The organism is Hyphomonas sp., from assembly GCF_041398465.1.
Taxonomy (GTDB): Bacteria; Pseudomonadota; Alphaproteobacteria; order Caulobacterales; family Hyphomonadaceae; genus Hyphomonas.
The window spans coordinates 158,409-178,967 of sequence record NZ_JAWKUS010000004.1 but is presented as its reverse complement, the minus strand read 5'-3'; the positions used below and the strand labels follow the sequence as shown (position 1 = coordinate 178,967).

At 62.1% G+C, this 20,559-nt stretch carries 22 protein-coding genes; 4 read left to right on the top strand and 18 right to left on the bottom strand.

The annotated features are described in order from the left end of the window. The 15 genes from R3C98_RS13790 to R3C98_RS13720 all read right to left on the bottom strand — a co-directional run bounded on the left by R3C98_RS13790 (position 1) and on the right by R3C98_RS13720 (position 14,404). Positions 1–1,434, bottom strand: coding sequence for a M16 family metallopeptidase (locus R3C98_RS13790; RefSeq protein ID WP_371314647.1), 1,434 nt, complete (start codon positions 1,432–1,434; stop codon positions 1–3). Between the two features lies 1 nt (position 1,435). Continuing rightward, positions 1,436–2,806 (bottom strand): M16 family metallopeptidase, encoded by a 1,371-nt coding sequence (locus R3C98_RS13785; protein WP_371314646.1) that lies wholly within the window; start codon positions 2,804–2,806, stop codon positions 1,436–1,438. 45 nt (positions 2,807–2,851) lie between these two features. Then, positions 2,852–3,346, bottom strand: a complete 495-nt coding sequence (locus R3C98_RS13780) for a DUF3035 domain-containing protein (RefSeq protein ID WP_371314645.1) — start codon at positions 3,344–3,346, stop codon at positions 2,852–2,854. Between the two features lie 21 nt (positions 3,347–3,367). Then, entirely contained in the window at positions 3,368–3,898 is a 531-nt protein-coding gene (gene lspA / locus R3C98_RS13775; RefSeq protein WP_371314644.1) for a signal peptidase II, read from the bottom strand. A gap of 58 nt (positions 3,899–3,956) precedes the next feature. Further along, positions 3,957–6,935: an isoleucine--tRNA ligase gene (ileS, locus tag R3C98_RS13770; protein WP_371314643.1), complete on the bottom strand. Its 2,979-nt coding sequence runs from the start codon at positions 6,933–6,935 to the stop codon at positions 3,957–3,959. Between the two features lie 178 nt (positions 6,936–7,113). Then, positions 7,114–7,635, bottom strand: a complete 522-nt coding sequence (locus R3C98_RS13765) for a hypothetical protein (protein ID WP_371314642.1) — start codon at positions 7,633–7,635, stop codon at positions 7,114–7,116. Between the two features lie 115 nt (positions 7,636–7,750). Next, entirely contained in the window at positions 7,751–7,912 is a 162-nt protein-coding gene (locus R3C98_RS13760; protein WP_371314641.1) for a hypothetical protein, read from the bottom strand. 27 nt (positions 7,913–7,939) lie between these two features. Further along, positions 7,940–8,311 (bottom strand): hypothetical protein, encoded by a 372-nt coding sequence (locus tag R3C98_RS13755; protein WP_371314640.1) that lies wholly within the window; start codon positions 8,309–8,311, stop codon positions 7,940–7,942. Between the two features lie 85 nt (positions 8,312–8,396). Further along, on the bottom strand, positions 8,397–9,320 hold the full coding sequence (ribF, locus tag R3C98_RS13750; protein ID WP_371314639.1) for a riboflavin biosynthesis protein RibF: 924 nt from the start codon (positions 9,318–9,320) through the stop codon (positions 8,397–8,399). Continuing rightward, positions 9,321–9,752, bottom strand: a complete 432-nt coding sequence (locus R3C98_RS13745) for a MaoC family dehydratase (protein ID WP_371314638.1) — start codon at positions 9,750–9,752, stop codon at positions 9,321–9,323. 55 nt (positions 9,753–9,807) lie between these two features. Beyond that, on the bottom strand, positions 9,808–10,671 hold the full coding sequence (locus tag R3C98_RS13740; protein WP_371314637.1) for a TIGR01459 family HAD-type hydrolase: 864 nt from the start codon (positions 10,669–10,671) through the stop codon (positions 9,808–9,810). 32 nt (positions 10,672–10,703) lie between these two features. Further along, a complete protein-coding gene (locus R3C98_RS13735) occupies positions 10,704–11,189 on the bottom strand; it encodes a hypothetical protein (RefSeq protein ID WP_371314636.1) in 486 nt (161 codons plus the stop codon). A gap of 68 nt (positions 11,190–11,257) precedes the next feature. Beyond that, entirely contained in the window at positions 11,258–12,487 is a 1,230-nt protein-coding gene (locus R3C98_RS13730) for an EAL domain-containing protein (RefSeq protein WP_371314635.1), read from the bottom strand. A 332-nt stretch (positions 12,488–12,819) separates the two neighbouring features. After that, positions 12,820–13,554: a hypothetical protein gene (locus R3C98_RS13725; RefSeq protein WP_371314634.1), complete on the bottom strand. Its 735-nt coding sequence runs from the start codon at positions 13,552–13,554 to the stop codon at positions 12,820–12,822. Between the two features lie 16 nt (positions 13,555–13,570). Continuing rightward, positions 13,571–14,404: a fumarylacetoacetate hydrolase family protein gene (locus R3C98_RS13720; RefSeq protein ID WP_371314633.1), complete on the bottom strand. Its 834-nt coding sequence runs from the start codon at positions 14,402–14,404 to the stop codon at positions 13,571–13,573. Between the two features lie 123 nt (positions 14,405–14,527). On the opposite strand from R3C98_RS13720, the gene R3C98_RS13715 reads away from it, so the two are divergent. The 4 genes from R3C98_RS13715 (at position 14,528) to R3C98_RS13700 (ending at position 17,922) form a co-directional block, all read left to right on the top strand. Continuing rightward, positions 14,528–16,195, top strand: a complete 1,668-nt coding sequence (locus R3C98_RS13715) for a DUF262 domain-containing protein (protein ID WP_371314632.1) — start codon at positions 14,528–14,530, stop codon at positions 16,193–16,195. 98 nt (positions 16,196–16,293) lie between these two features. Further along, positions 16,294–17,058 (top strand): SDR family NAD(P)-dependent oxidoreductase, encoded by a 765-nt coding sequence (locus R3C98_RS13710; protein ID WP_371314631.1) that lies wholly within the window; start codon positions 16,294–16,296, stop codon positions 17,056–17,058. Positions 17,059–17,065: 7 nt separating this feature from the next. Next, the gene (locus R3C98_RS13705) at positions 17,066–17,437 is read left to right on the top strand and encodes a tRNA-binding protein (RefSeq protein WP_371314630.1); all 372 of its coding nucleotides are present in this window, start codon (positions 17,066–17,068) and stop codon (positions 17,435–17,437) included. Next, on the top strand, positions 17,434–17,922 hold the full coding sequence (locus R3C98_RS13700) for a PaaI family thioesterase (protein WP_371314629.1): 489 nt from the start codon (positions 17,434–17,436) through the stop codon (positions 17,920–17,922). Before R3C98_RS13705 ends, R3C98_RS13700 begins: the two co-directional genes overlap by 4 nt. Here R3C98_RS13700 and queA read toward each other — a convergent pair. From queA to coaD, 3 genes are all read right to left on the bottom strand, one after another. After that, positions 17,911–18,966 carry a tRNA preQ1(34) S-adenosylmethionine ribosyltransferase-isomerase QueA gene (gene queA / locus R3C98_RS13695; protein WP_371314628.1) on the bottom strand — a complete coding sequence of 352 codons (1,056 nt, stop codon included), beginning with the start codon at positions 18,964–18,966 and terminating at the stop codon, positions 17,911–17,913. The two genes, R3C98_RS13700 and queA, sit on opposite strands and share 12 nt — an antisense overlap. Positions 18,967–19,011: 45 nt before the next feature. Further along, entirely contained in the window at positions 19,012–19,929 is a 918-nt protein-coding gene (locus R3C98_RS13690) for a peptidylprolyl isomerase (protein ID WP_371314627.1), read from the bottom strand. Between the two features lie 110 nt (positions 19,930–20,039). After that, entirely contained in the window at positions 20,040–20,537 is a 498-nt protein-coding gene (gene coaD / locus R3C98_RS13685; protein WP_371314626.1) for a pantetheine-phosphate adenylyltransferase, read from the bottom strand. Between the last annotated feature and the right edge of the window lie 22 nt (positions 20,538–20,559).

The window sequence follows — 20,559 nt, the reverse complement described above, 5'->3', positions numbered from 1 at the left end:
CTATTCTTCCGCTTCGGACTCGAACTCTTCCGAGGTAATGCCTTCCGGCTGGCCGACGGCGACGAAGAGATAGTCTTCCGGGTTCAGGTATTCCTTCGCCACACGGTTCACATCCTCCAGCGTCACAGCGCGAACCTTGTCATTGCGCAGGTCGAAATAGTCGATCCCGAGTTCGTCCTGACGCACGCCCATCATCTGGCTGGCGATCTTGGCATTTGAATCGAAGCCGAGCGGATAGGATCCGGTGAGATAGGCCTTCGCGTCGGCCAGTTCTTCCTCGGTCACGCCATTCTCGACGAAGTCTTCCATTTCGTCCTTGATGCCCTGAATGAATTCGCCGGCGCTCTCATTCTTGGTCTGGCCACCGCCACCCCAGGTCTGCAGGTGCTCGCCAGAGGAGAGGCTGGTGTAGATGCCGTAGGTCAGGCCCTTCTCGACACGGAGAGATTTCATCAGCCGGCTTTCGAATCCGCCGCCGCCATAGGTGTAGTTCAGTACGAAAGCCGGGAAGAAATCCGGATCGTCGCGCTTGAGGCCGGGGCCCGTGAACTGGACCAGCGATTGGGGCTGCGGCAGATCCACGACGATCGGGTCTGCCGGTTCGAGTTCCGGCAGAACGATGTCCGCCGCTTCCGGCAGGGTTGAGGTTTCCGGCAGGCCAGCAATGACCTCATCGATCATGGGCGCCAGCTCTTCCGGCGTTACGGCGCCAACGGCTGTGACCAGCAGGCGGTCCTTCACCATCAGCTTGCGCATCTGCTCTTTCGCCAGTTCCGGCGTCAGGGCCGCGATGCTCTCCTCGGAGGTCGTCCGCGCATAAGGATGATCCGGGTACAGCGCTTGCGAGACAGCCCGCCAGGCGAGGAAGCCGGCGCTTGCCTCACGTGTCTTGAGGTCGACCTGCTGCTCCCGGCGGAAGCGCTCGAACGGGCCTTCGTCGAAGCGGGGGTTTTCGAACGCCGTTGCGATTAGCGCCATCGCGTCTTCGGCATTGTCCGTCAGCATGGAAGCCGAGCAGGAGGTCCAGTTGTCCGATGCCGAACAGCCAAAGCTCATGTTCAGGTCTTCCATACGCGTCTGGAAGCCGAGGGAGTCGAGATCGCCCGCGCCCTCGTTCATGTGATAGGTCACCGCATCGGTCAGGCCTTCCAGCCCTTCCGGATCGCTCGCCTCGCCGCCTTTCCAGGCCATGTTGAGAGACAGGATCGGAATGGACGGTTCGGACACCAGCCAGACCGAGGCCCCGCCCGGCGTCGTGAATTGCTGTATCTCGGCAAAGTCGCCGGAATGAACAGCGACTTCAAGCGGCGCCGGTTCCAGGGCAACCTCAACTTCGACGACCGTCTCTGGCTCGACTGGAGGCGGGGTCAGATAAGCACAGGCCGACAGGCTGGTGACGGCAAACAAACCGGCGGTAAAGGTCAGGGCTCTCATCTCAGTTTTCCCCCTCGGATGGCAGCAGCTGCGCCTCAATGAAATGCCTGTCCGGCCCGAACACGGTGCGGACCGCGGCAATGGCTTCTTCGGTCGTGATGGCACGGACATCGTCCGGATAGGACAGGACGCTTTCAATCGTGCCGCCAATGGCGAGCGTCGAACCGAAGACGTTTGCCATGGTCGACTGGCTGTCCCGGGCATAAATCGCTGTCGCGGCCAGATTGTTCCGGGCCCGGATAACTTCCTCGTCCGTAAAGCCCTCTTCAAGCGCCTTCCCGACTTCCGCCATCACGGCCGTTTCGAGATCATCCATGCTGACACCCGGCGCCGGACTTGCCGAAATCACGGCAGGGCCGGGGTCGTGCAGGTCCGACCAGGCATAAGAGGCGACACTGATCGCCAGCTGCTGCTGCTCCACCAGGGACTGGTAGAGCCGGCTGGTCATGCCGCCGCCCAGCACTTCAAGGCCAACTTCCAGTGCGTAAGCCTCATGCGGCGTGCGGATCTGAGAAACGCCGTTGTAGTAACGGCTCCAGACCGGCTGGCGCACTTTCGGATCGGAGTGGACGATGAGGTCGTCTTCGGTCAGCAGCGGCACGTCGCGCCATTTACGCTGGCCATGAGCTGTACCGGTCGGGACGATCTGGCCGAAAGTCTCCTCAGCGAGGGTGCGGACTTCGTCCTCGCTCACATCCCCGGCGACGACCAGGATCGCGTTCTCCGGGCTGTAGTATTCGTGGTAGAAATTCAGGCCATCTTCCGGGGTCAGCGCAGCCACTTCGTCCATGTTGCCGATGACGGTGATTTCGTACGGATGCCCCTTCCAGAGTTCGGAGAGTACCTGTTCCTGCAAGATGACGCCCGGATTGTTGTCGATCCGCTGGCGGCGTTCTTCCTTCACAACGTCACGTTCTGAAATGAAGGCGCCTTTCGGGTCATCATCGATGACGAGGTTCACCATGCGGTCGGCTTCCAACTCCATCATCGTGCCGAGCTGTTCCTTGGCCACACGCTCGAAATAGGCGGTGTAGTCCCAGCTGGTAAAGGCGTTCGACTGGCCACCATTGCGCGAGACGATGGAATCGAACTCGCCCGGCGCCAGCGTGTCCGTCTGCTGGAACATGATATGTTCGAAGAGGTGGGCAATGCCGCTCTTGCCAGGCGCTTCATCGACTGCGCCAACCTTGTACCAGACCATATTCGTCACAACGGGCGCACGATGGTCGGGGATGACCACAACCTGCATGCCATTGTCGAGATTGAACGTGGTCGGTGTCCAGGTCGTTGGCGACTCCGCAGCGGTGTCGGCCAGGGCCGGCAAGGCGAAGACGGCGAGGGCCGCAAGCCCTCCGGTCAATGTCCGTTTCATGGGCTTGTTCCCTTGCAAGAGTTGGAGGTCCGGCACCGGGCTGGATCAGGTTCCCGGCAGTTTGACGCGCGGCTTGGCGGTCGAGCTCTGAATGGTCACCGGCTGGCTGCCGGTTGCGTTGTCGGTTGCCGCGGATTCGGCATCCTCGGGATTGTCCTTCCGCCAGAACAGGATCCTGTCGGAAATGCTCGGTGATTTCCGGATGGCCTTGTACTCGTCGTAGTCGACTTCAGTACGGATCATCGGGCTGATCGCATTCGCATCGGCCGCGGCCACGAGGGCCCGCTCGGAGGCGCTGGCGTTAACACCCAGCGTTGAGCCGAAAGCAGCGGCGTTGTCGTTCTTGGCCGCTTCGACTTCGGCCGGAAGAGACTGGCCGGCGCCCGGCGGACGCAACGAATATTCCGGGGGCACGATCAGCGGTGCCTTGGTCACAACCCGGAATTCGTTCGGCGTGCGCGTACCGGCGGCGCCGCTGGAACAGGCCGTTGTCGCCAGGCACACGGCGCCCAGGGCCAGAAAGGAAAGCTGCGTCTTCATTTGGCGTCCTCGCCTCTAGATTTAGGAGGGCCGGTCCGGTTTCCCGGACGGCTTTCTTCCCGACAGTACGAATTGATCGAAAAACAGCAAGACCGCACCGACACTGATCGCAGCATCGGCCACGTTGAATACCCATGGAAAGTGAAGCGCTCCGGCATTGATGAAGTCCACCACGGCGCCAAAACGCACCCGGTCGATCAGATTGCCGAACGCACCGCCGATCACCAGCGCCAGCGACAGTTTCAGCAGCCTGCCTTCCGCCACCATCAGCCAGCGCAGGAACCCAAGCGCGATCGCCAGCATGATTCCCGCCAGCACCCAGCGCATCAGCCCCTCGGACTGGAACATTCCGTAGCTCATGCCCCGGTTCCAGACCATGGACAGGTTGATCGGACCGGGCAGTTCGATCGTGCCGCAGGCAAAACTGTCCTGAAAGCATTCCATGGCGCGGAACCGCCCGTTCGCAAGAACCATCGATTTGGTCACCTGGTCTGCGATCAGCGTGACCGGGATGATGGCCAGCGGCCAGACCTGAGCGGGTTTTATTTGCATGCGGGGAGATTGCATCCCGTCCCGGCCAGATCAAGCGATTCCGTGCAGGTTCGTCCCGCTACGCCTCGTGCGTCGCGTCCCAGGCTTTCACCGCCAGCGCATCGCGTGGAGTGATGTCCGGGAAGGACGGATCGGCGAGGACCGGGTCGAAATACTTCCAGCTGCGCCGGCATTTGATGCCTGTCGCTTTCTCCGGATAGACGACCACGCCGGGCGTATCGTCCAGCGTGAAACCACCGCCCTTGCCTTCGGATGTGTGCACCAGCTCCGCCCCGGAGGTGATGAACAGATCGGCCGGGTCTTCGCCTTCGAATGCTTTCACCAGCGCCTCATCGGCGATGTGCACAACCGGCGCGGCCTCCAGCGAGGCACCGATGCGCTTCTCGCGGCGCTCCACTTCCAGCGCGCCAGTGACGACACGGCGGACGGTGAAGATCTTCGCCCAGCGTTCCGCCAGCTTCTCGTCTTTCCAGCCTTCCGGGGTTTCCGGGAACAGGAGCAGGTGGACCGAATCCGCCTTTCCGCCGAGGTGGCTTTCGAGGAAGGCCTCTTCCATCGTGAACGGCATCACGGGGGCGAGCCAGGTGAGCAGGCGTTCCAGGACGGCAGCCATCACCGTGCGGGCAGCGCAGCGGCGGTTGCCGTAAAACGCGGTAGCATCGTCCCATGCGTCCATCGTGCTGAAGCGCGGGTCGCAGTAGAGGCTGTCTTTGCGGATATCGAAATAGACAGCCGACAGGTCCACACCCGCGAAATTGATGAGCAGGCTCATCACGCGCTTGAAGTCGTAGACCGTGTAGGCGGCCTTCACCTGCGCATCGAGCTCGGCGAGGCGGTGCAGCACCCAGCGTTCGAGGCCCGGCATTTTCGCTGGTTCGATCGTCTCGGCGTCCGTCCAGTCGTCGAGCGCACCCAGCAGGTAACGCACCGTGTTGCGCAGTTTGCGGTAGGTCTCGACCGAGCCCTTGATGATCTCGTCGGAGATGCGCAGGTCTTCGGTATAGTCGCCCGATGCCGTCCAGATGCGCAGGATCTCGATCCCGTACTGCTTCTGGATTTCCTGCGGCTCGATCGTGTTGCCGATCGATTTCGACATCTTCTTGCCTTCGGCATCAACGATGAAGCCGTGCGTCAGCACCTGCCTGTAAGGCGCCATGCCGCGCGTTGCGCAGCATTCCAGCAAGGATGACTGGAACCAGCCGCGGTGCTGGTCGGAGCCTTCCATGTAGAGGTCCGCCTGCCCGGTCTCAGCATCGATGATGCCGCGCTCGCGCAGGGCAAAGGCATGCGTGGTGCCGCTGTCGAACCAGACGTCGAGCACGTCCGTCACCTTGTCCCATTCATTGGCCGACAGGCCGAGCGGGCCGAGGAATTCCTCCGCTGGCGTATCGAACCAGGCTTCAACGCCGCCCTTGGTGATCGCCTCGCGGATCGCCACATTCAACGTGTCCGCCTGCTCTTTTGTGAGCGCGGCCGTATGCGGCTCGCCGGACTTGTTGACGAAGATGGTGATCGGCACGCCCCAGTTGCGCTGGCGCGAGATCAGCCAGTCCGGACGCCCTTCCACCATGGACCGCAGACGATTGCGGCCGACCGCCGGGAAGAACTCTGTCTCATCGATGGCCTTGAGGGCATTCTCGCGCAGCGTCTTGCCGTTCGGGCCCGGCTTGTCCATCGAGATGAACCATTGCGGCGTCGCACGGCGGATGACCGGCGCCTTGGAGCGCCACGAGTGCGCATCGCGGATCGTCGTCATGCCGCGCGCGAACAGGTTGCCGCTCTCGGCCAGCGCCGCGATCACTTCATTGTTCGCCTTGCCCGGCTCGCCGCGCTTCTTGCCGCTGGTCCGGATGATGTCCATGCCGGCAAAGCGCGGCACGTCCGGCGTGTAACAGCCGTCCGGATCGACAATCTGGCGGATCTCCTGCGTCGTGTGGCCGGACTCGACCCAGACATTGAAGTCGTCTTCGCCGTGCGCGGGCGCTGTATGCACGAAGCCCGTGCCGGCATCGTCGGTGACGTGTTCGCCAGCGAGGAGCGGGATGTCGTGTGCGAAGAACGGGTCCATCGCGTGCAGCGGGTGGGACAGCTTACCGAGCGCCGACGGATCAACATCCTCAAGACGTTTGTAGGCAGATACTTTTGCACCATCCATCACAGCAGCGGCAAGCGCATCGGCTAGGATCAGTTTCTCGCCCGGCTTGGCGTACGGCGCAAACCCCAGCTCTTCCTCGCTCATCACCGTCTCGACCTCATAGAGGCCATAGGCGATGCCGGGGTTATAGCTGACAGCCTGGTTGGCCGGGATCGTCCATGGCGTGGTCGTCCAGATGACAACCGAGGCATCAGAGCCTTCGACCGGGAACTTCACCCAGATCACCGGCACCTTGCGGTCGTGGTATTCCACTTCCGCTTCGGCGAGCGCCGTGCGCTCCACCGGCGACCACATGATCGGCTTCGCACCGCGAACCAGCGAGCCGGTCTTCGCCATGCGCAGGAACTCGCCCACGATGGAGGCTTCGCTCTCGAACTTCATGGTGAGGTAGGGATTGTCCCACTCGCCCTCGATGCCGAGGCTGCGGAACTCCTTGCCCTGGATCTCGACCCATTTCTCCGCATAGGCGCGGCAGGCGGCGCGGAACTCGCCCGGCGGAACGTCGTCCTTCGTCTTGCCCTTGGAGCGGAACTCTTCTTCGACCTTCCACTCGATCGGCAGGCCGTGACAGTCCCAGCCCGGCAGGTAAGCCGCGTCGAAACCGGCCATCTGGTGTGAGCGGACGATGATGTCCTTGACGATCTTGTTCATCGCCGTGCCGAGGTGGATGTGCCCGTTCGCATAGGGAGGGCCATCATGGAGGATCCACTGCTCGGCGCCGCGGGCCTTCGCATCGGCGCGCAGGCGCTCGTACAGCTTCAGGTCATCCCAGCGCTTGATCCAGTCTGGCTCGCGCTTGGGCAGGCCGCCACGCATGGGGAATTCGGTCGCGGGCAGGAAAAGGGTGTCGCGATAATCTCGGTCGGTCAGGGAATCGGTCATGGATCTTCAGTATGAACGGATTGGGAGAGGTTTGGGGCTCAGAAAAGCAAATCCCGGCCTGGCCCAGACCCTTCGGTGGGGTCAGCGCGCAGCCGGGCGGCTAATTCGAATTGTGAATATCCGTTCCATCGGCAAGCGCCTTAACAGGCAGAGGTTAACCTGTCACTAGGGCGATACCTCAGCGGGATGCCGAAGCCGATGCCTGCGGCGGCCCATAGGCAAGGCGTTCGGCCACTTTCGAGCAAAGCGCATCGAATACGGCTGCGTTCTCTATCAGGTTGCCCCAGGTGATGCCCTGATCGAGGATCACGTATCGCGAGACATTCACGGTGTCCGGATCGGCCTTGTAGACCGAGACAGCGCTGAATGCCCGGTCGATCTCGGTCACTTGCTCATAGGACAGGATAGACCCGAAGGCCGCCATGAATTCCACCCCACGACAGTCGGTCGCAGCCTGGTCGGCACAAATGGAATAGATGCCCAGAGTCAGGCCATCGGGCAGACGGGCAAAGACGAATGGCGCACCGGAATCATTCTGGCCCGCGGCGAGGAATGTCCCGCCCATCTCGTCGATGATGAGGCGCAGGTCATCCAGCTGGACATTACGAATCAGGACACTCGGTGCGCGAGTCACGCGTGGGGCCGTCTCGGGCATCGGATCCGGCATTTGTGCCAGCGCATTGCCGCTTCCCAGCGCCATCAACCCAATTGCTGCCAATGCCTCTCGCACACCACACCCTCAGATTGCTGCACGCCCCACCTGAGGATGTTATTGCCCTCATTCGATGTCAGCAATATGGCAGTGAAGAGGCGTCTTACTCGTCGTCTTCGTCGTCGAAGAGCCAGTCGTAGTAGTCATCGTCGTCAGAAGGCCAGATGACATCCGCGACGAGCGGGCCGAGTGCGAGCGCGTTCTGAAGGTTGATCTTCAGGTTTTCCATGCGCTGGCCGCCATCGAGAATGAGATAGCGGGTCACACCAACGGTATCGCCTTCCTTGTCCCACTAGGTTGATACAGCGGCATAAGACAGGTTCGCATTGTTGATGGCTTCTTCCGTGACGGTGTCATCATCGTCGTAGCGGACCTGCACCATGATACCGAGGCAATCCTCGGAATACTCAGAATTGCAAGCCGTGCCGATGAGATGGAAGATCAGCCCATCCGGCGTCGTCGCCCGAAGGGAAATTTCTCCGTCGCCGCCGACTTCCGTGATCGTGTGCCCCTCTGACACAGCGATCGCCTTCAGGTCTTCAAGGCTCACGCTGCGGACGACGCGGTCGTCATTCGCAAGCGATGTGTCGGCGGTGAAGTCTTCCGCCGAGGCGGTCATCGATACCGCTGCGGCCAATGCTGCCGTGGCAAGGAAAGTACGCATGGGAAACTCCCTCTCTTGATGTCCCCAGTCTGGCGCCAGCATGGCGGGTACCGGACGGTATGAAAAGAGGAAATTCTAACAAAACCTACAGATTTGCGAGGCGTTTACGCGCTTCTGCAGCGTCTGCGTGCATGGCTTCAACCAGAGCGTCCAGACAATCGAATTTCAATTCGGGCCGGATGAAGGACACCAGCTGGACCTCCAGCCACTTGCCGTAAAGATCGCCGTCAAAGTCGAAAATGTGGGTTTCCAGCAAGGGATCGCGGATGCCTGTGGTGGGCGTGCGTCCGAAATTGGCAACGCCGTCCAGCCACTCGCCCTGCCGGTCGATCCGCGCCCGCACCGCATAGATTCCGTGGCGCGGATGGATCAGATCACCAAGGTGCAGGTTCGCGGTCGGGAAACCCAGCGTGCGGCCGTTCTTCTCGCCACCTTCAACAATGCCATCGGCAATCCACCAGTCCCCGAGCAATTCGGCCGCGACTTCGGGCTCACCCGCATGGAGCGCCTGCCGTATCGCGGTGGAAGAGGCCTTGCCTTCGAGTTCGATGACTTCGTCGACAATCGTCACGCCAAAGCCCAGCGCCCGGCCGAGGCTGGACAACCGCTGGGCATGCCCCATCCGCCCGCGTCCGAAACGGAAATCGAACCCGACTGAAACATGGCGGACGCCGAGACCCTGGACCAGCACATCGCGGACGAAGCCCTCGTCTGTCATGGAGGCCATTTCGCCATTGAATGGCAGTTCGAAAACGATATCGGCGCCGGCCGCCAGGATGGCATTGTTGCGCCGCTCAGGCCGGAAAATACGGAAAGGCGGGTCGCTGGGCCTGAAATAGGCGCGGGGCGGCGGCTCGAAGGTCGCGACGGCGAACTTGCCGCCGCCTGCCTGCTTCGCCGCCTCCATCACGGCCTTGTGGCCGGCATGGAGCCCGTCAAAATTGCCGAGTGCAATCGAGGCTCCGCGCGCGCTGGCGGGCAATCCCCGGTAGTCGGCATAGATGGCCAATCAGGCCTCCCGGCTCGGTGCAACCACTTCCGCTTCGCCGGTAATGACGCGCTTGCCGTCCACAATGCACTCGATCTTCAGGACAATGCGATTGCCGCGATCGATCTTCTCGGCGACCGTGGCGCGTGCCGTCACCGTATCGCCGATATAGACCGGCCGGCGGAAGCGCATGTTGAGCCCCACAAACACAGCGCCCGGGCCTGGCAGATTGTTGCCAAGAATGCCGGAAATGTAGCTCGCCGTCAGCGCGCCATGGGCGATGCGCTTCTCGAACATGGTCGTGGCCGCGTACTCGTCCGACATGTGCAGCGGATTGAAATCGCCCGAGACTTCCGCGAAGCGCTGGATGTCATCGGCGGTGATTTCGTGCACGGTTTCGTGCGCCTGCCCGATTTCGAGATCTTCGTATTTGAAGCCGGTAAATTCAGTCATTCCGGGATGCTCCGATTCTTTCGACGGGCTTCGTTACACGCCTAAAAGCGGCGCGTCACCACCTTAAGCCTGTCATGGCCCAGGTCGCCTGCTCTCCATATGCCGCCAGCAACTCGGCGACTTCCTCTTCAAATTGCTCGCCATGCTCCTTGATGCCGGTGCCGACGTACAGGCTGTCAAAGCCCTGCACCCCGGCGCCGCGGACATCCGTGCCGGGGCTGTCGCCGATACAGAGGATACGCGAACGGTCCACCGGATTGCCTCCGGTCAGGGCTTCGACCCGCTCAATGGCAAGGTGGTAGATCGGTGGATGGGGCTTGCCGGAATAGATGACCTTGCCGCCAAGATCCTCATACACGTCCGCGAGCGCACCAGCGCACCAGTAGAGCTGCCCGCCAACGCGCACCTGCTTGTCCGGATTGGCGCAGATCATCGGGATGCCCCGCGTGACGCCTTGGGACAGCTCCTCCCGGTAGTCTTCCGGATGCTCGCCGACATGGTCGCGCAGGCCGATGCACAGCAGCATGTCTGCTTCGTCTGCTTCGGTGAAATTCAGGTCCAGCCCCTGATAGAGGTGGCGGTCGTGTTCCCAGCCCTCGTCGGCGCCGAGCCGCCAGACGGACTGGCCCTCGAACCGGGCGAGCTCAGCCCGTGTCGCATCGCCGGAGGAGACGCAGTCGTCGAAGGCCTCATCCGGTACGCCGAGCGGCTTGAAATAGCGCACCACCTGCGCTTTCGGCACGGGGGCGTTGGTGATCAGGCAGACACGGCCGCCGCCTTCGCGGAAGCGTACCAGCGCTTCGCAAGCTTCGGCGAATGCGTTGCGGCCATTATGGATCACGCCCCAGACGTCACACAGGATCGTGTCGTAGCGGCTGGCGATTTCGGAGAGCCCTTGCGGGAATTGCAGTGCGGTCATGCGCGGCGAGGTAGGCTGCAGAGGCGCCGGGGTCAATCGCCGGCATTGCAGTCGGCGGCTGGCAGCGGGTTCAGGATCCACTGAATGGCTGTCGGGATCGAGACCGAATTGGCGAAATAGCAGCCCTTGATACGGATCACATGGCCGAGGTCGGTGTCCGTGGACCAGGCCGGTGCATAGTTGCAGGAGACCATGTTCGCGGCGTGCTGCTCCGGCTCGCCGGGGCGGATATCGAGCAGCAAATGGTTGGATCCGGTGGGGACTGAGACGGCCTTCGCGCTGACTTCGCCATGACTATCGCAGACTATACCGGACCATGAGCCGTCTTCGTGCTGCACAGACGGATCAAGCGGCGGCGCGACGGTTAGATCCAGCCAGACCGGACCTTCGGCGAGGTTCTGGAGCGCTTGAGGCGCCTCGAACTCCGCCTTGCCCGGAAGGCTGGCGACGACCCGCTGCACGTCTGCCAGAGCCGCCCCAGTGGGGCAAATCGCGAGAGCCAGAATGAGGGCGCGCATCGGCAATCCTCCGCTTCGATACGGAGAACAGGGAAACCCGGGATTGGGGCGATTTGAGGGAGGTCGCCTTAGCCGAAATTGGTGAGGCGCTGGACCATTTCCCGCGGCGGGGCGGTTTCTTCCATCAACGAGGCCTTGATCGGGCGCGGCGCGCCGAAGACATGGCCCTGGCCATACGGAATCTCGTATTCGAGGATTTCCACGACGCTCGCCTCGTCTTCCATCTTCTCGGCCACCATGGTGATGCCATAGCGGGAGAACACGGCGGAAACTTCCTCGCCATCGACCCGGCGATTGATCGAGGACACCGGACGCGGGCCTGCCGGATCGCGCAGCTGGTCGATCAGGGCAGCGCCATTCATTTTCACGAAGCGCACACCGGCGGACTGGAGCCGCGGCAGGTCGAGGCCGAGGTCAGGGGCGTGGTCAATCGAGAAGCGGAAGCCAAGCTCGGTCAGCTTGTCCATATTGTCCCGCATCTGGCGCGACCGGGTTTCGAACCGGTCGGCCCGGATCTCGAATATGACGGCGCCGGAGAGATCCCGGTTTTCCGTCATGAATTCAAGGAACATCGGGAAGAAGGTCGAATCTTCGAGTGAGCTTGCCGCGATGTTGCAGAAGACGCCGACGCGGCGATCACGCTCTGCCAGGCGGCGGACGATCTGCACGCAGCGGAACAGGGTGAAATTGTCGATCTGCCCCATCAGGTTCGCGCGTCGGCCAGCGTCCAGGAACTCCGCCGGCAGGATCAGCGAGCCATCCGGACGGCGCAGTCGCGTAAAGCCTTCATAGAAGGAGACGCGGCGCTGCGGCAGCGAGACGATGGGCTGCAGGTGCAGGTCGACCCGGCCATCCTTCAGCGCATCCCTCACATCGCGGAGAATCGCATCTTCCTGCGGGGCGACGATCTTGTTGGTGGAGGTTTCGGCGAGACGGGTCTCGAAACTGTGGGACAGCCGGTCGATCAGGCTTTCCAGCTGCTTCATTTCCGAGACGAGCGCATCGCGCCGCTCCGTCAGCTCATGCTTGACCGTTTCCTCGACCACGTCGGTGCGCGCCTCGATCACGTCCATCCGGCGTTCGGCGTCGCGATTCTCTTTCTCGATGGCCTGCATGCGTGCATCGATCTCACGTTTCGAGCTGCCATTGGAGGCAAGAACGTGGATCTGGCTGAGGACTGCCGTGGTCAGGACACCCGCGCCAATCGAGAGTGGCAGGCCGAGCTGCAGCAGGGTTGCGCTGGCATATCCAGCCGCGCCGCCAGCTGCGATGTACAGCAGGAACAAGAAAAACGTCATCAGCTCAGCACCCGAAACAATTCGTCAATCTTAACAGATATGACCCATAAGTTAACGAATTGCTTGGATGTGGCGCAATTTGGGAAGTCCCGCAATCCCACCTCACATTGTTGCGGAGAGGTCACATCGGTTGCGCGTGTCATAATCGGATACAATCCGTAACTGGACAGCCCGGCACACGACCGATAGCCAGAAGGTACAGACCCGGCGCACCGGTCCGCGGCCATCTTATTGGCCGGAGCGGGGGCAGTCTCGGGGGAGACACGGGTCGCGCAGAAATGCGCGACCCGGTCCTTTATCTGGGCTCCGCTTCATCAAGGCTCTGCCGCTGGCTACGGCTCAGCACTCGCCCCCTGTACAAGATACTGGACCTTCCCGAGTGGCCATTGAGGTCCGGCGTCTTCTCCGCACGCCAGCGTAAATGCTTCGATCTCATTGAATTTCACGGCGAGGTTCATGCCGCAGGGCTGCAGCACGGCGCGCTTGCCGCCATAATCGACCCAATACCCGGCCCGTCCGTCAGCGCCTTCAAGCTTGGTGACGACCAGGTCCCCGGTATTGAAAACCTCGGTCTTGGCATCGCCTTCACCGGGCAGAACGCCGAGCAGCGCGGCGCCGAACCCGCCCTTCGGAGAGGTTTCCACAAAAATCTGCGCGTCCGACATTTCATAGGCCTTGTTGAGCGCCGCCACGACATCCCGCAGCCCGGACGGGCCACCGACGGCAAGCGGCGTCTCCCGTCCCGCCGTCCATCCCGCATTGCGCGCCTCATCCAGCCCTTCGAGGTCTGCCGCCTGCAATGAGAACAGCAGCGCCGCGTCGAGGCTGGCCAGCGTTTTCCCGTCGAATGCCGCGCGAAGCCCGGCAGGCGTACCGAACAGCACCCGTTTGCCGCCCGCGACCACAAGCACGCAGGGCGCAGTTTCAGTCGCAGCCGCGCAAGGCAGAAGGGCAAAATCGGCGCTGCGGATATCGTCTGGCGAAACAGACCTGTCCGCGCCCTGCCCGCCGCCGCAAGCTGTCAGGATGACCGAAAAAAGGATCGCAAGAAGGCTGGCGCGCTGCACGGCAAAACCTCCCGGATCAGCCGATGATCGTGGCCCCCGGCTCTGTCACGATTTGCTGCTCGATGTAACCCAGTGCATCGATCTCGACCCGCACACGGTCTCCGGCCTTGAGCCATTTCGGCGGATCGAAGCCCGCGCCGACGCCGGCAGGGGTTCCGGTAAATATCAGGTCGCCCGGCTCCAGTGTGAAAGCGGCTGTCAGGTGCGCAATCTGTGCGGGAATGTCGTGAACCATGTCCCGGACGTGTCCCGACTGGCGCTGCTCGCCATTGACGAACGTGCGCACTTCAAGCGCAGAGAGGTCGTCGATCTCATCCAGTGTGACAATGGCCGGACCGACCGGGGCATGCGTATCGAACCCCTTGCCCATGATCATGGTCTGGCTGGCCCGCTGCCAGTCGCGCACCGAATAGTCACACCCAATGGTGACGCCCGCGACGATTTCGAACGCGCGTTCCCGTGGCACATGACGTCCGCGCTTGCCGATGACGACGACCAGTTCGCCTTCATAATCAAGCTGTTCCGAGACTTTCGGAAGATTTACATCTGCATACGGATCGTTGATGGCTGTCGCCTGTTTGTTGAACCATTTCTGGACTTCGGGCTTTTTCGTATCGACGAAACTGACGCTCTCTGCTGCATGGGCCGCATAGTTCACGCCGATGCCAAGAATTTTTCCGGGCCGGGCGACCGGTGACAGGATTTCGATCTCCGACAGGGGAATTGGGGCACCATCTGCCTCGCCTGACAGGGCTTCGGAAAGCGCCGTCCCCCGAATGGGGGTTACAGATTGCCCAGAAAGTATTCCATATCTGATGGAACTTTGATGGCGGAACCTGATCAGTTGCATATCGTTACCCTCTCGTCACACTTCAGCCAGAAACACACTTCACGCGGTTCATCTCGCGTTGTGGCGTGGGTTGGCAAGAGCTAGTCAGAAGACAGAGACAGGGGCTCCAGAATGGACAACGGCATGGATCAGAGTATCGACCTTGGCGTCAGGGCGCAGGAAAGCTCCGTCAGGATGATTTTTGCACCGGGCGAACAACTCCAGATGCCGCCCTACCAGCGCAGCTATTCCTGGGAAGCGCGCGAAGCAAACGAGCTGCTCGGCGACCTCATCGATTCGGTGGAAACCGGCACGCCGCACTTCGTCGGTGCAATCGTTTTGATCAATGGCGCCGAGAGTGGCGTGCTGGAGATTGTCGACGGCCAGCAGCGGCTGACGACGTTGACGATCCTGCTCGCTGTCCTGCGCGACCTCGAACCGGACAAAGCCCGTGCAGCCATGCTGCATGCCCTGATCGCCGACGATGCCCGCCCGATGCTGGGCGAAGGCGCCAATTGGCGGCTGACGCTGAACCATATGGACGGGCCCTTTTTCCGCGATGCCATCCAGACACCGGGCGCGACGCGGAACCTGGACAAGGAACCTGGCGAGAGCGAAAGCCAGCAGCGCATGGTGCGCAATGCTGCGGGCTTCATGAAACGCCTGAGCACCATGAGCGAAGAGGACCGGCGCGAACTGGCCGACATCGTGATGAACCGCTGCGCCCTGGTGAGAGTTGTCGTGGGCGAAAAGGAACAGGGATTCAAAGTGTTCCGCGTGCTCAACACGCGCGGCAAAGAACCCGATGCGCACGACATCATCAAGACCGAACTGTTCCAGCGCGCCCGTTTCACCGACAAGGAAGCCAGCACTTATGCAGAGCGCTGGTCGGAGCATGAGGCTGCCCTTGGCGGATCGGCTTTCGACGACCTGCTACGCCAGATCCGCGCCATCTATGACAAGTCGGGCCGGGGTGAACTGATCTCGGCCTTCCCGAAGGCCGTGCTGTCCAAGGTGGATCCGCGAACATTCCTGGACGATGTCCTGCCGCGCTATGTCGAGGCCTACCGCCTGATCACGACGGGTGAAGTGCAGGACGGGGCGAACGCGAAGATCATCAGCGACAAGCTGAACCAGATGCGCGCCCTCGACCAGAGCAGCTGGCGGGCACCAGCCCTCAAATTCCTCGTCGAACGCGGTGCGGAAGACCCGAAAGCGCCGGAATTCTTCACCCAGCTGGAGCGCCTCGCCTTCATCATCATGCTGGTGGTGACCGACCGTGACCAGCGCAACAAGCGTTTCAACAAGGTGATGGATGCGATCACCAATGACCGGGTGCTGTTCGCAAAGAACGGCCCATTGTCGGTCGACCGGTCCGACGCAAAAAAGGCCCGGGAGCGCATGCTGGGCCGGTTTGCGACATTCGCTCAAAGGCGGGCCATGGCACTGCGGCTGAACGCGGCGCTCGAACATGGCGTGACCATCCCGCCGGAATCCGACGCCACTGTGGAGCACGTGCTGCCACGCAATATCCATGAGGACAGCCACTGGCTGACCGTCTGGCCAGACCCCGCCAAGCGGCGCGAACAATGCGACACGCTCGGCAATTTCGTCCTGTTGACCCACAAGGTGAACCAGAAGGCCGACCGGCAAGACTATCGCGCCAAGAAGGAAGTCTACTTCAATGGCGGCGGCGGGATGGACTTCGCCCTCACCCGCGACCTGCAGGAACAGCATGCCTGGACAGCGGACGTGGTGCGCAAGCGGACCGAAATGCTGGTCGAGATCCTCTGTCAGGTCTGGGACATCTGAGCCGCACGCTCCAGATTGCTTTCCCTAAGGTCCCCCTAGCGGGCGCACGCCGGACGGCCTAGCCTGCGTTCAGACAAAAAAACGCAGGGAGCCCCGCCATGAGCTTGTTCGACCTTACCGGCAAAGTCGCCGTCATCACCGGATCTTCCCGCGGGATTGGCAAGGCCATCGCCGAAGCCATGGCAGATGCCGGCGCGAAAGTGACGATCTCATCCCGCAAGCCGGGCCCCTGCCAGGAAGTTGCCGCAGAGATCAATGAAAAACATGGCGAGGGCACAGCCATCGCGGTGCCGGCCAACATCTCGTCCAAGGAAGAGCTGCAGGCCATGGTGGACGCCACCAACAAGGCCTTCGGCAAGATCGACATTGTCTGCTGCAACGCAGCCGCCAACCCCTATTACGGGCCCATGGAAGGCATTTCGGACGAGCAGTTCGAGAAGGTGCTGCAGAACAACATCATCTCGAACCACTGGCTGATCCAGATGTGCATGCCGCAAATGCGCGAGCGCAAGGACGGCGCAATCATTCTCGTCTCGTCCATCGGCGGCCTGCGCGGATCACCGATCATCGGCGCCTACAACATCTCCAAGGCGGCGGACTTCCAGCTCGCCCGCAACCTCGCGGTCGAATACGGCAAGGACAATATCCGCGTAAACTGCATTGCGCCGGGCCTGATCCGCACCGATTTCGCCCGCGCCCTGTGGGAGAACCCGGATAATCTGAAACGCTCCCTCGGCGGCACGCCAATGGCGCGGATCGGCGAACCGGAAGAAATCGCCGGGGCAGCCGTCTACCTCGCCTCCAAGGCCGGCGCCTACATGACCGGCCAGATGATGGTGGTCGATGGCGGGGCAACCTGCTGAGCCCGAAATGCACCTGATCGATATGCCCGAGAACGCACCTGCGGACGAAATCACCTTTGACGATTTTCGCAAGGTGGACATCCGCATCGGCACCGTGCTGGAGGCCGCACCGCTTGAAGGTGCGCGCAAGCCAGCCATCCGTATGGTGATCGATTTCGGACCAGGCGTCGGTGTAAAGAAAAGCTCGGCGCAGGTCACCGTGCATTATTCGCCGGACCAACTGGTCGGCAAACAGGTCGCCGGGGTCGTCAATTTCCCGCCGCGCCAGATCGGCAAGTTCATGTCCGAAGTGCTGACGCTCGGATTTGCCGACACTGAAGGCGCCATCGTCATGTTCTCACCCGACAAACCCGTCCCCAATGGAGCACGACTCGCATGAGCCGGACCGAACTTTCCGAACAGCAGAAAGCCTTTTTCAAGCGGCTGAGAAGCGGCGAATGGGAGTTGCCGCCGGGCATCCGAAACATGGGCATCCGGCCGGACCTCTGGCTGAAGGAAGTCAGCTATGGCCGCACGCTGTATGAGTGGCCGAACGAAGGCGACCGCGACATCAATGATGGCCGCGTCTTCGGTGGCTGGGTGGCTGGGTTTTCCGATCACATCGTGTCGATGACCATGGCCAGCGCGCTGGAAGACGGCGAATGGTTCACCACGATGGAACTGCAGACGCGCATCCTGCGCCCGGTGCCGCATGGCCTGATCACGATCGAAGGCCGCCTCGTCAGCCGCGGGCGGACCACTGGCCTTGTCGAAGCCGACTGGCGTGACGAGAAAGGCCGACACCTCGCCCGCATCACGGCGGCCAAAGCCATCCGTGAAATGACGGAACTCCGCCCGGATGTCGCTTCGCAATTAGGGAAGTAACAGACAGGCATCGCCATAGGAATAGAAGCGGTAGTCGTTCGCGATGGCGTGGGCATAGGCCGCGCGCATCACGTCGGTGCCCATCAGGGCCGAGACCAGCATGAACAGGCTGGAGCCCGGCAGGTGGAAGTTGGTCACCAGCGCATCGGTGCCCCGCACCGCATCGCCCGGCTTCAGGAAGATGTCCGTCGGGCCGGTGGCCGGGTGTAGCACACCCTCCGTATCCACACAGCTTTCCAGTGTACGCATGGCCGTGGTACCCACCGGCACGACGCGATGGCCTGAGGCGCGCGCCGCATTCAGGCGCGCCGCCGTTTCCGGCGTCAGGCGGCGCCATTCCTGGTGCAGGCGGTTCTCTTCCAGCTGCTTTTCTTCCAGCGGCTTGAACGTGCCGAGGCCGACATGCAGGCGCACTTTCTCACGGATCAATCCGGCGGCGGCGCACTCCGCCAGAAGACGCGGCGTGAAGTGCAGGCCCGCCGTCGGCGCAGCGACGGAGGCGGCATCCTCGCCCGCAAATTCGGTCTGGTAGGTTTCCCGGTCTTTCGCATCGGCCGGGCGGCGGCGCGCGATATAAGGCGGCAAGGGCATGGCGCCGTGCAGGTCCAGCGCTTCGGTCAGCGCGTCGCCCTCAAGGGAGAAGCGGAGCCCGATTTCGCCGCCCTCATGATGGCCTGTGATCTCTGCCGTGAAGCCTTCGGCGAAGACAATCGTGTCGCCGTCCTTCAGCCGCCTGCCCGGCCGCGCCAGCGCCCGCCAGTTACGGCCATCCACCCGCTCGGTGAGGTTCACGTCGCAGGCAACGTCCTGCCCCGTCTCGTCCCGCGCCGGGCGCACGCCTTTCAGCGCGGCAGGGAGCACACGCGTGTCGTTGAAGACCAGCACGTCCCCGGCATTCAGGTATCGCGGCAGATCCCGCACGCCCGCATCTTCCAGCCGGCCATCGCCATGCACGACCAGCAGGCGCGCAGAATCCTGCGGCTCCGCCGGGCGAAGTGCGATCAGCCTTTCGGGCAGGTCAAACTGGAATTGTGTCAGGTCCATGGGGCGCCCCATGTCGCAGAAACAGGCCGGGCGCGCAACAAGCCCTTACTTGTCGACGACAGCCGGAACCGACGGCAAGGAGCAGACATCGATATCGTCCTTGTCGGCCATCTCCGCGAGGAAGATCGGACCGTCCGTGCGTTCGACCCAGACTTCCGGGCGTTCTGCTTCCGGCAGGTCTGCGGCGACCTTGGCCGACGTCAGGATGTCCGGATTGTCGACATAGCCATCGCGGGCTTCCAGACCGTGCTTGATGGCCTTCACCACATCTTCGCCGGCAACCACGCGGCCCCATGCCGTGTATTTCCGGTCAAGGTGCTCGGCCTGGCCCCGCATCAGGAAGAATTGGGCATTGGCGGAATTCGGATCGTCAGTGCGGGCCGTCGAGGTGATACCCTTGCAATGCGGGATGTAGCTTTCAACCATGCCGTCGACAGACATCTCCGCGAAGAAGCTCGCCTGTGTGCCAATCGGAAAGCCCTTGATGTAGCCGAACTTCGCGGTGTCTTCCGGGCCGATCGTCGCTTCAAGAGGCATCGCGGCCGGATCGCGGCGGAATGTGAACTCGCCCTCAATGTCAGGCAAACCGGAATCCCGGCCCTTCAAGGCAAAGATATCACCGCCCTGCGCCATGAAATCGTCGATCACGCGATGAAAGCCGGTGCCATCATAGTCTCCGGACCGGATGATGGCTGCGAACTGCTGATAGTGATGAGGCGCGACTTCGGGGAATGCCTCGATCAGGATCCGGCCCTTGGTCGTCTGGAAGATGAAGAGGTTCTCCGGATCCACCTGCCGCCAGTTTGCCGGGTCCGCTTTCGCATCGGCCACGGTGATTTCGGCCGGGGCTGCCGGTTCGTCCGCATCCTCGGCAAATGCCGTGAACGAAAGGGCGAGGGCCGAAGCCGCAAGGGCCATGGGCGCGAATTTCAGGTGGGCGAAATTGGGGGGGGCCAGCTTCATGGTACGCAACGTCTCCATCCGGGCGCACGGGTGGCGCCATGTGTTCCCCAATGTCAGGCATCACATGTCAGGATTCAACGGTCTGAGGCAGTAGATCCGTCGCGGGGGGATTACTTCCCGTACTTTTCCATCAGGGCGCGCTTCACGTCCGGTGTCAGGAACGGGGTGATATCGCCGCCGAGGCTGGCAATTTCTTTCACCAGACGGGAGGCCACAGCCTGGTGGCGCACATCCGCCATGAGGAAGACCGTCTCGATATCGGGATTGAGCTGTTCGTTCATCGCCGTCATCTGGAATTCGTATTCGAAGTCCTGCACGGCCCTGAGGCCCCGCACAATGATCTGCGCGCCGCAGGCTTCGGCGAATTTCATGAGCAGGCCGTGCATCGGCATGACCTTGATATCGGCGAGCCCCGGCCCATTCAGTTTCTCACATTCCGATCGCACCATCTCGACGCGTTCTTCCAGCGAAAACAACGGCTTCTTGGCCTCGTTGATGGCGACGCCGATGATCAGCGTGTCGACCAGCTTCCTTGCCCGGCCGATGATATCAACATGGCCGATGGTTGGGGGGTCAAAAGTTCCCGGATACAATCCTACGCGGTGCATGGCGGCCCTCCCCGGCCCAGTC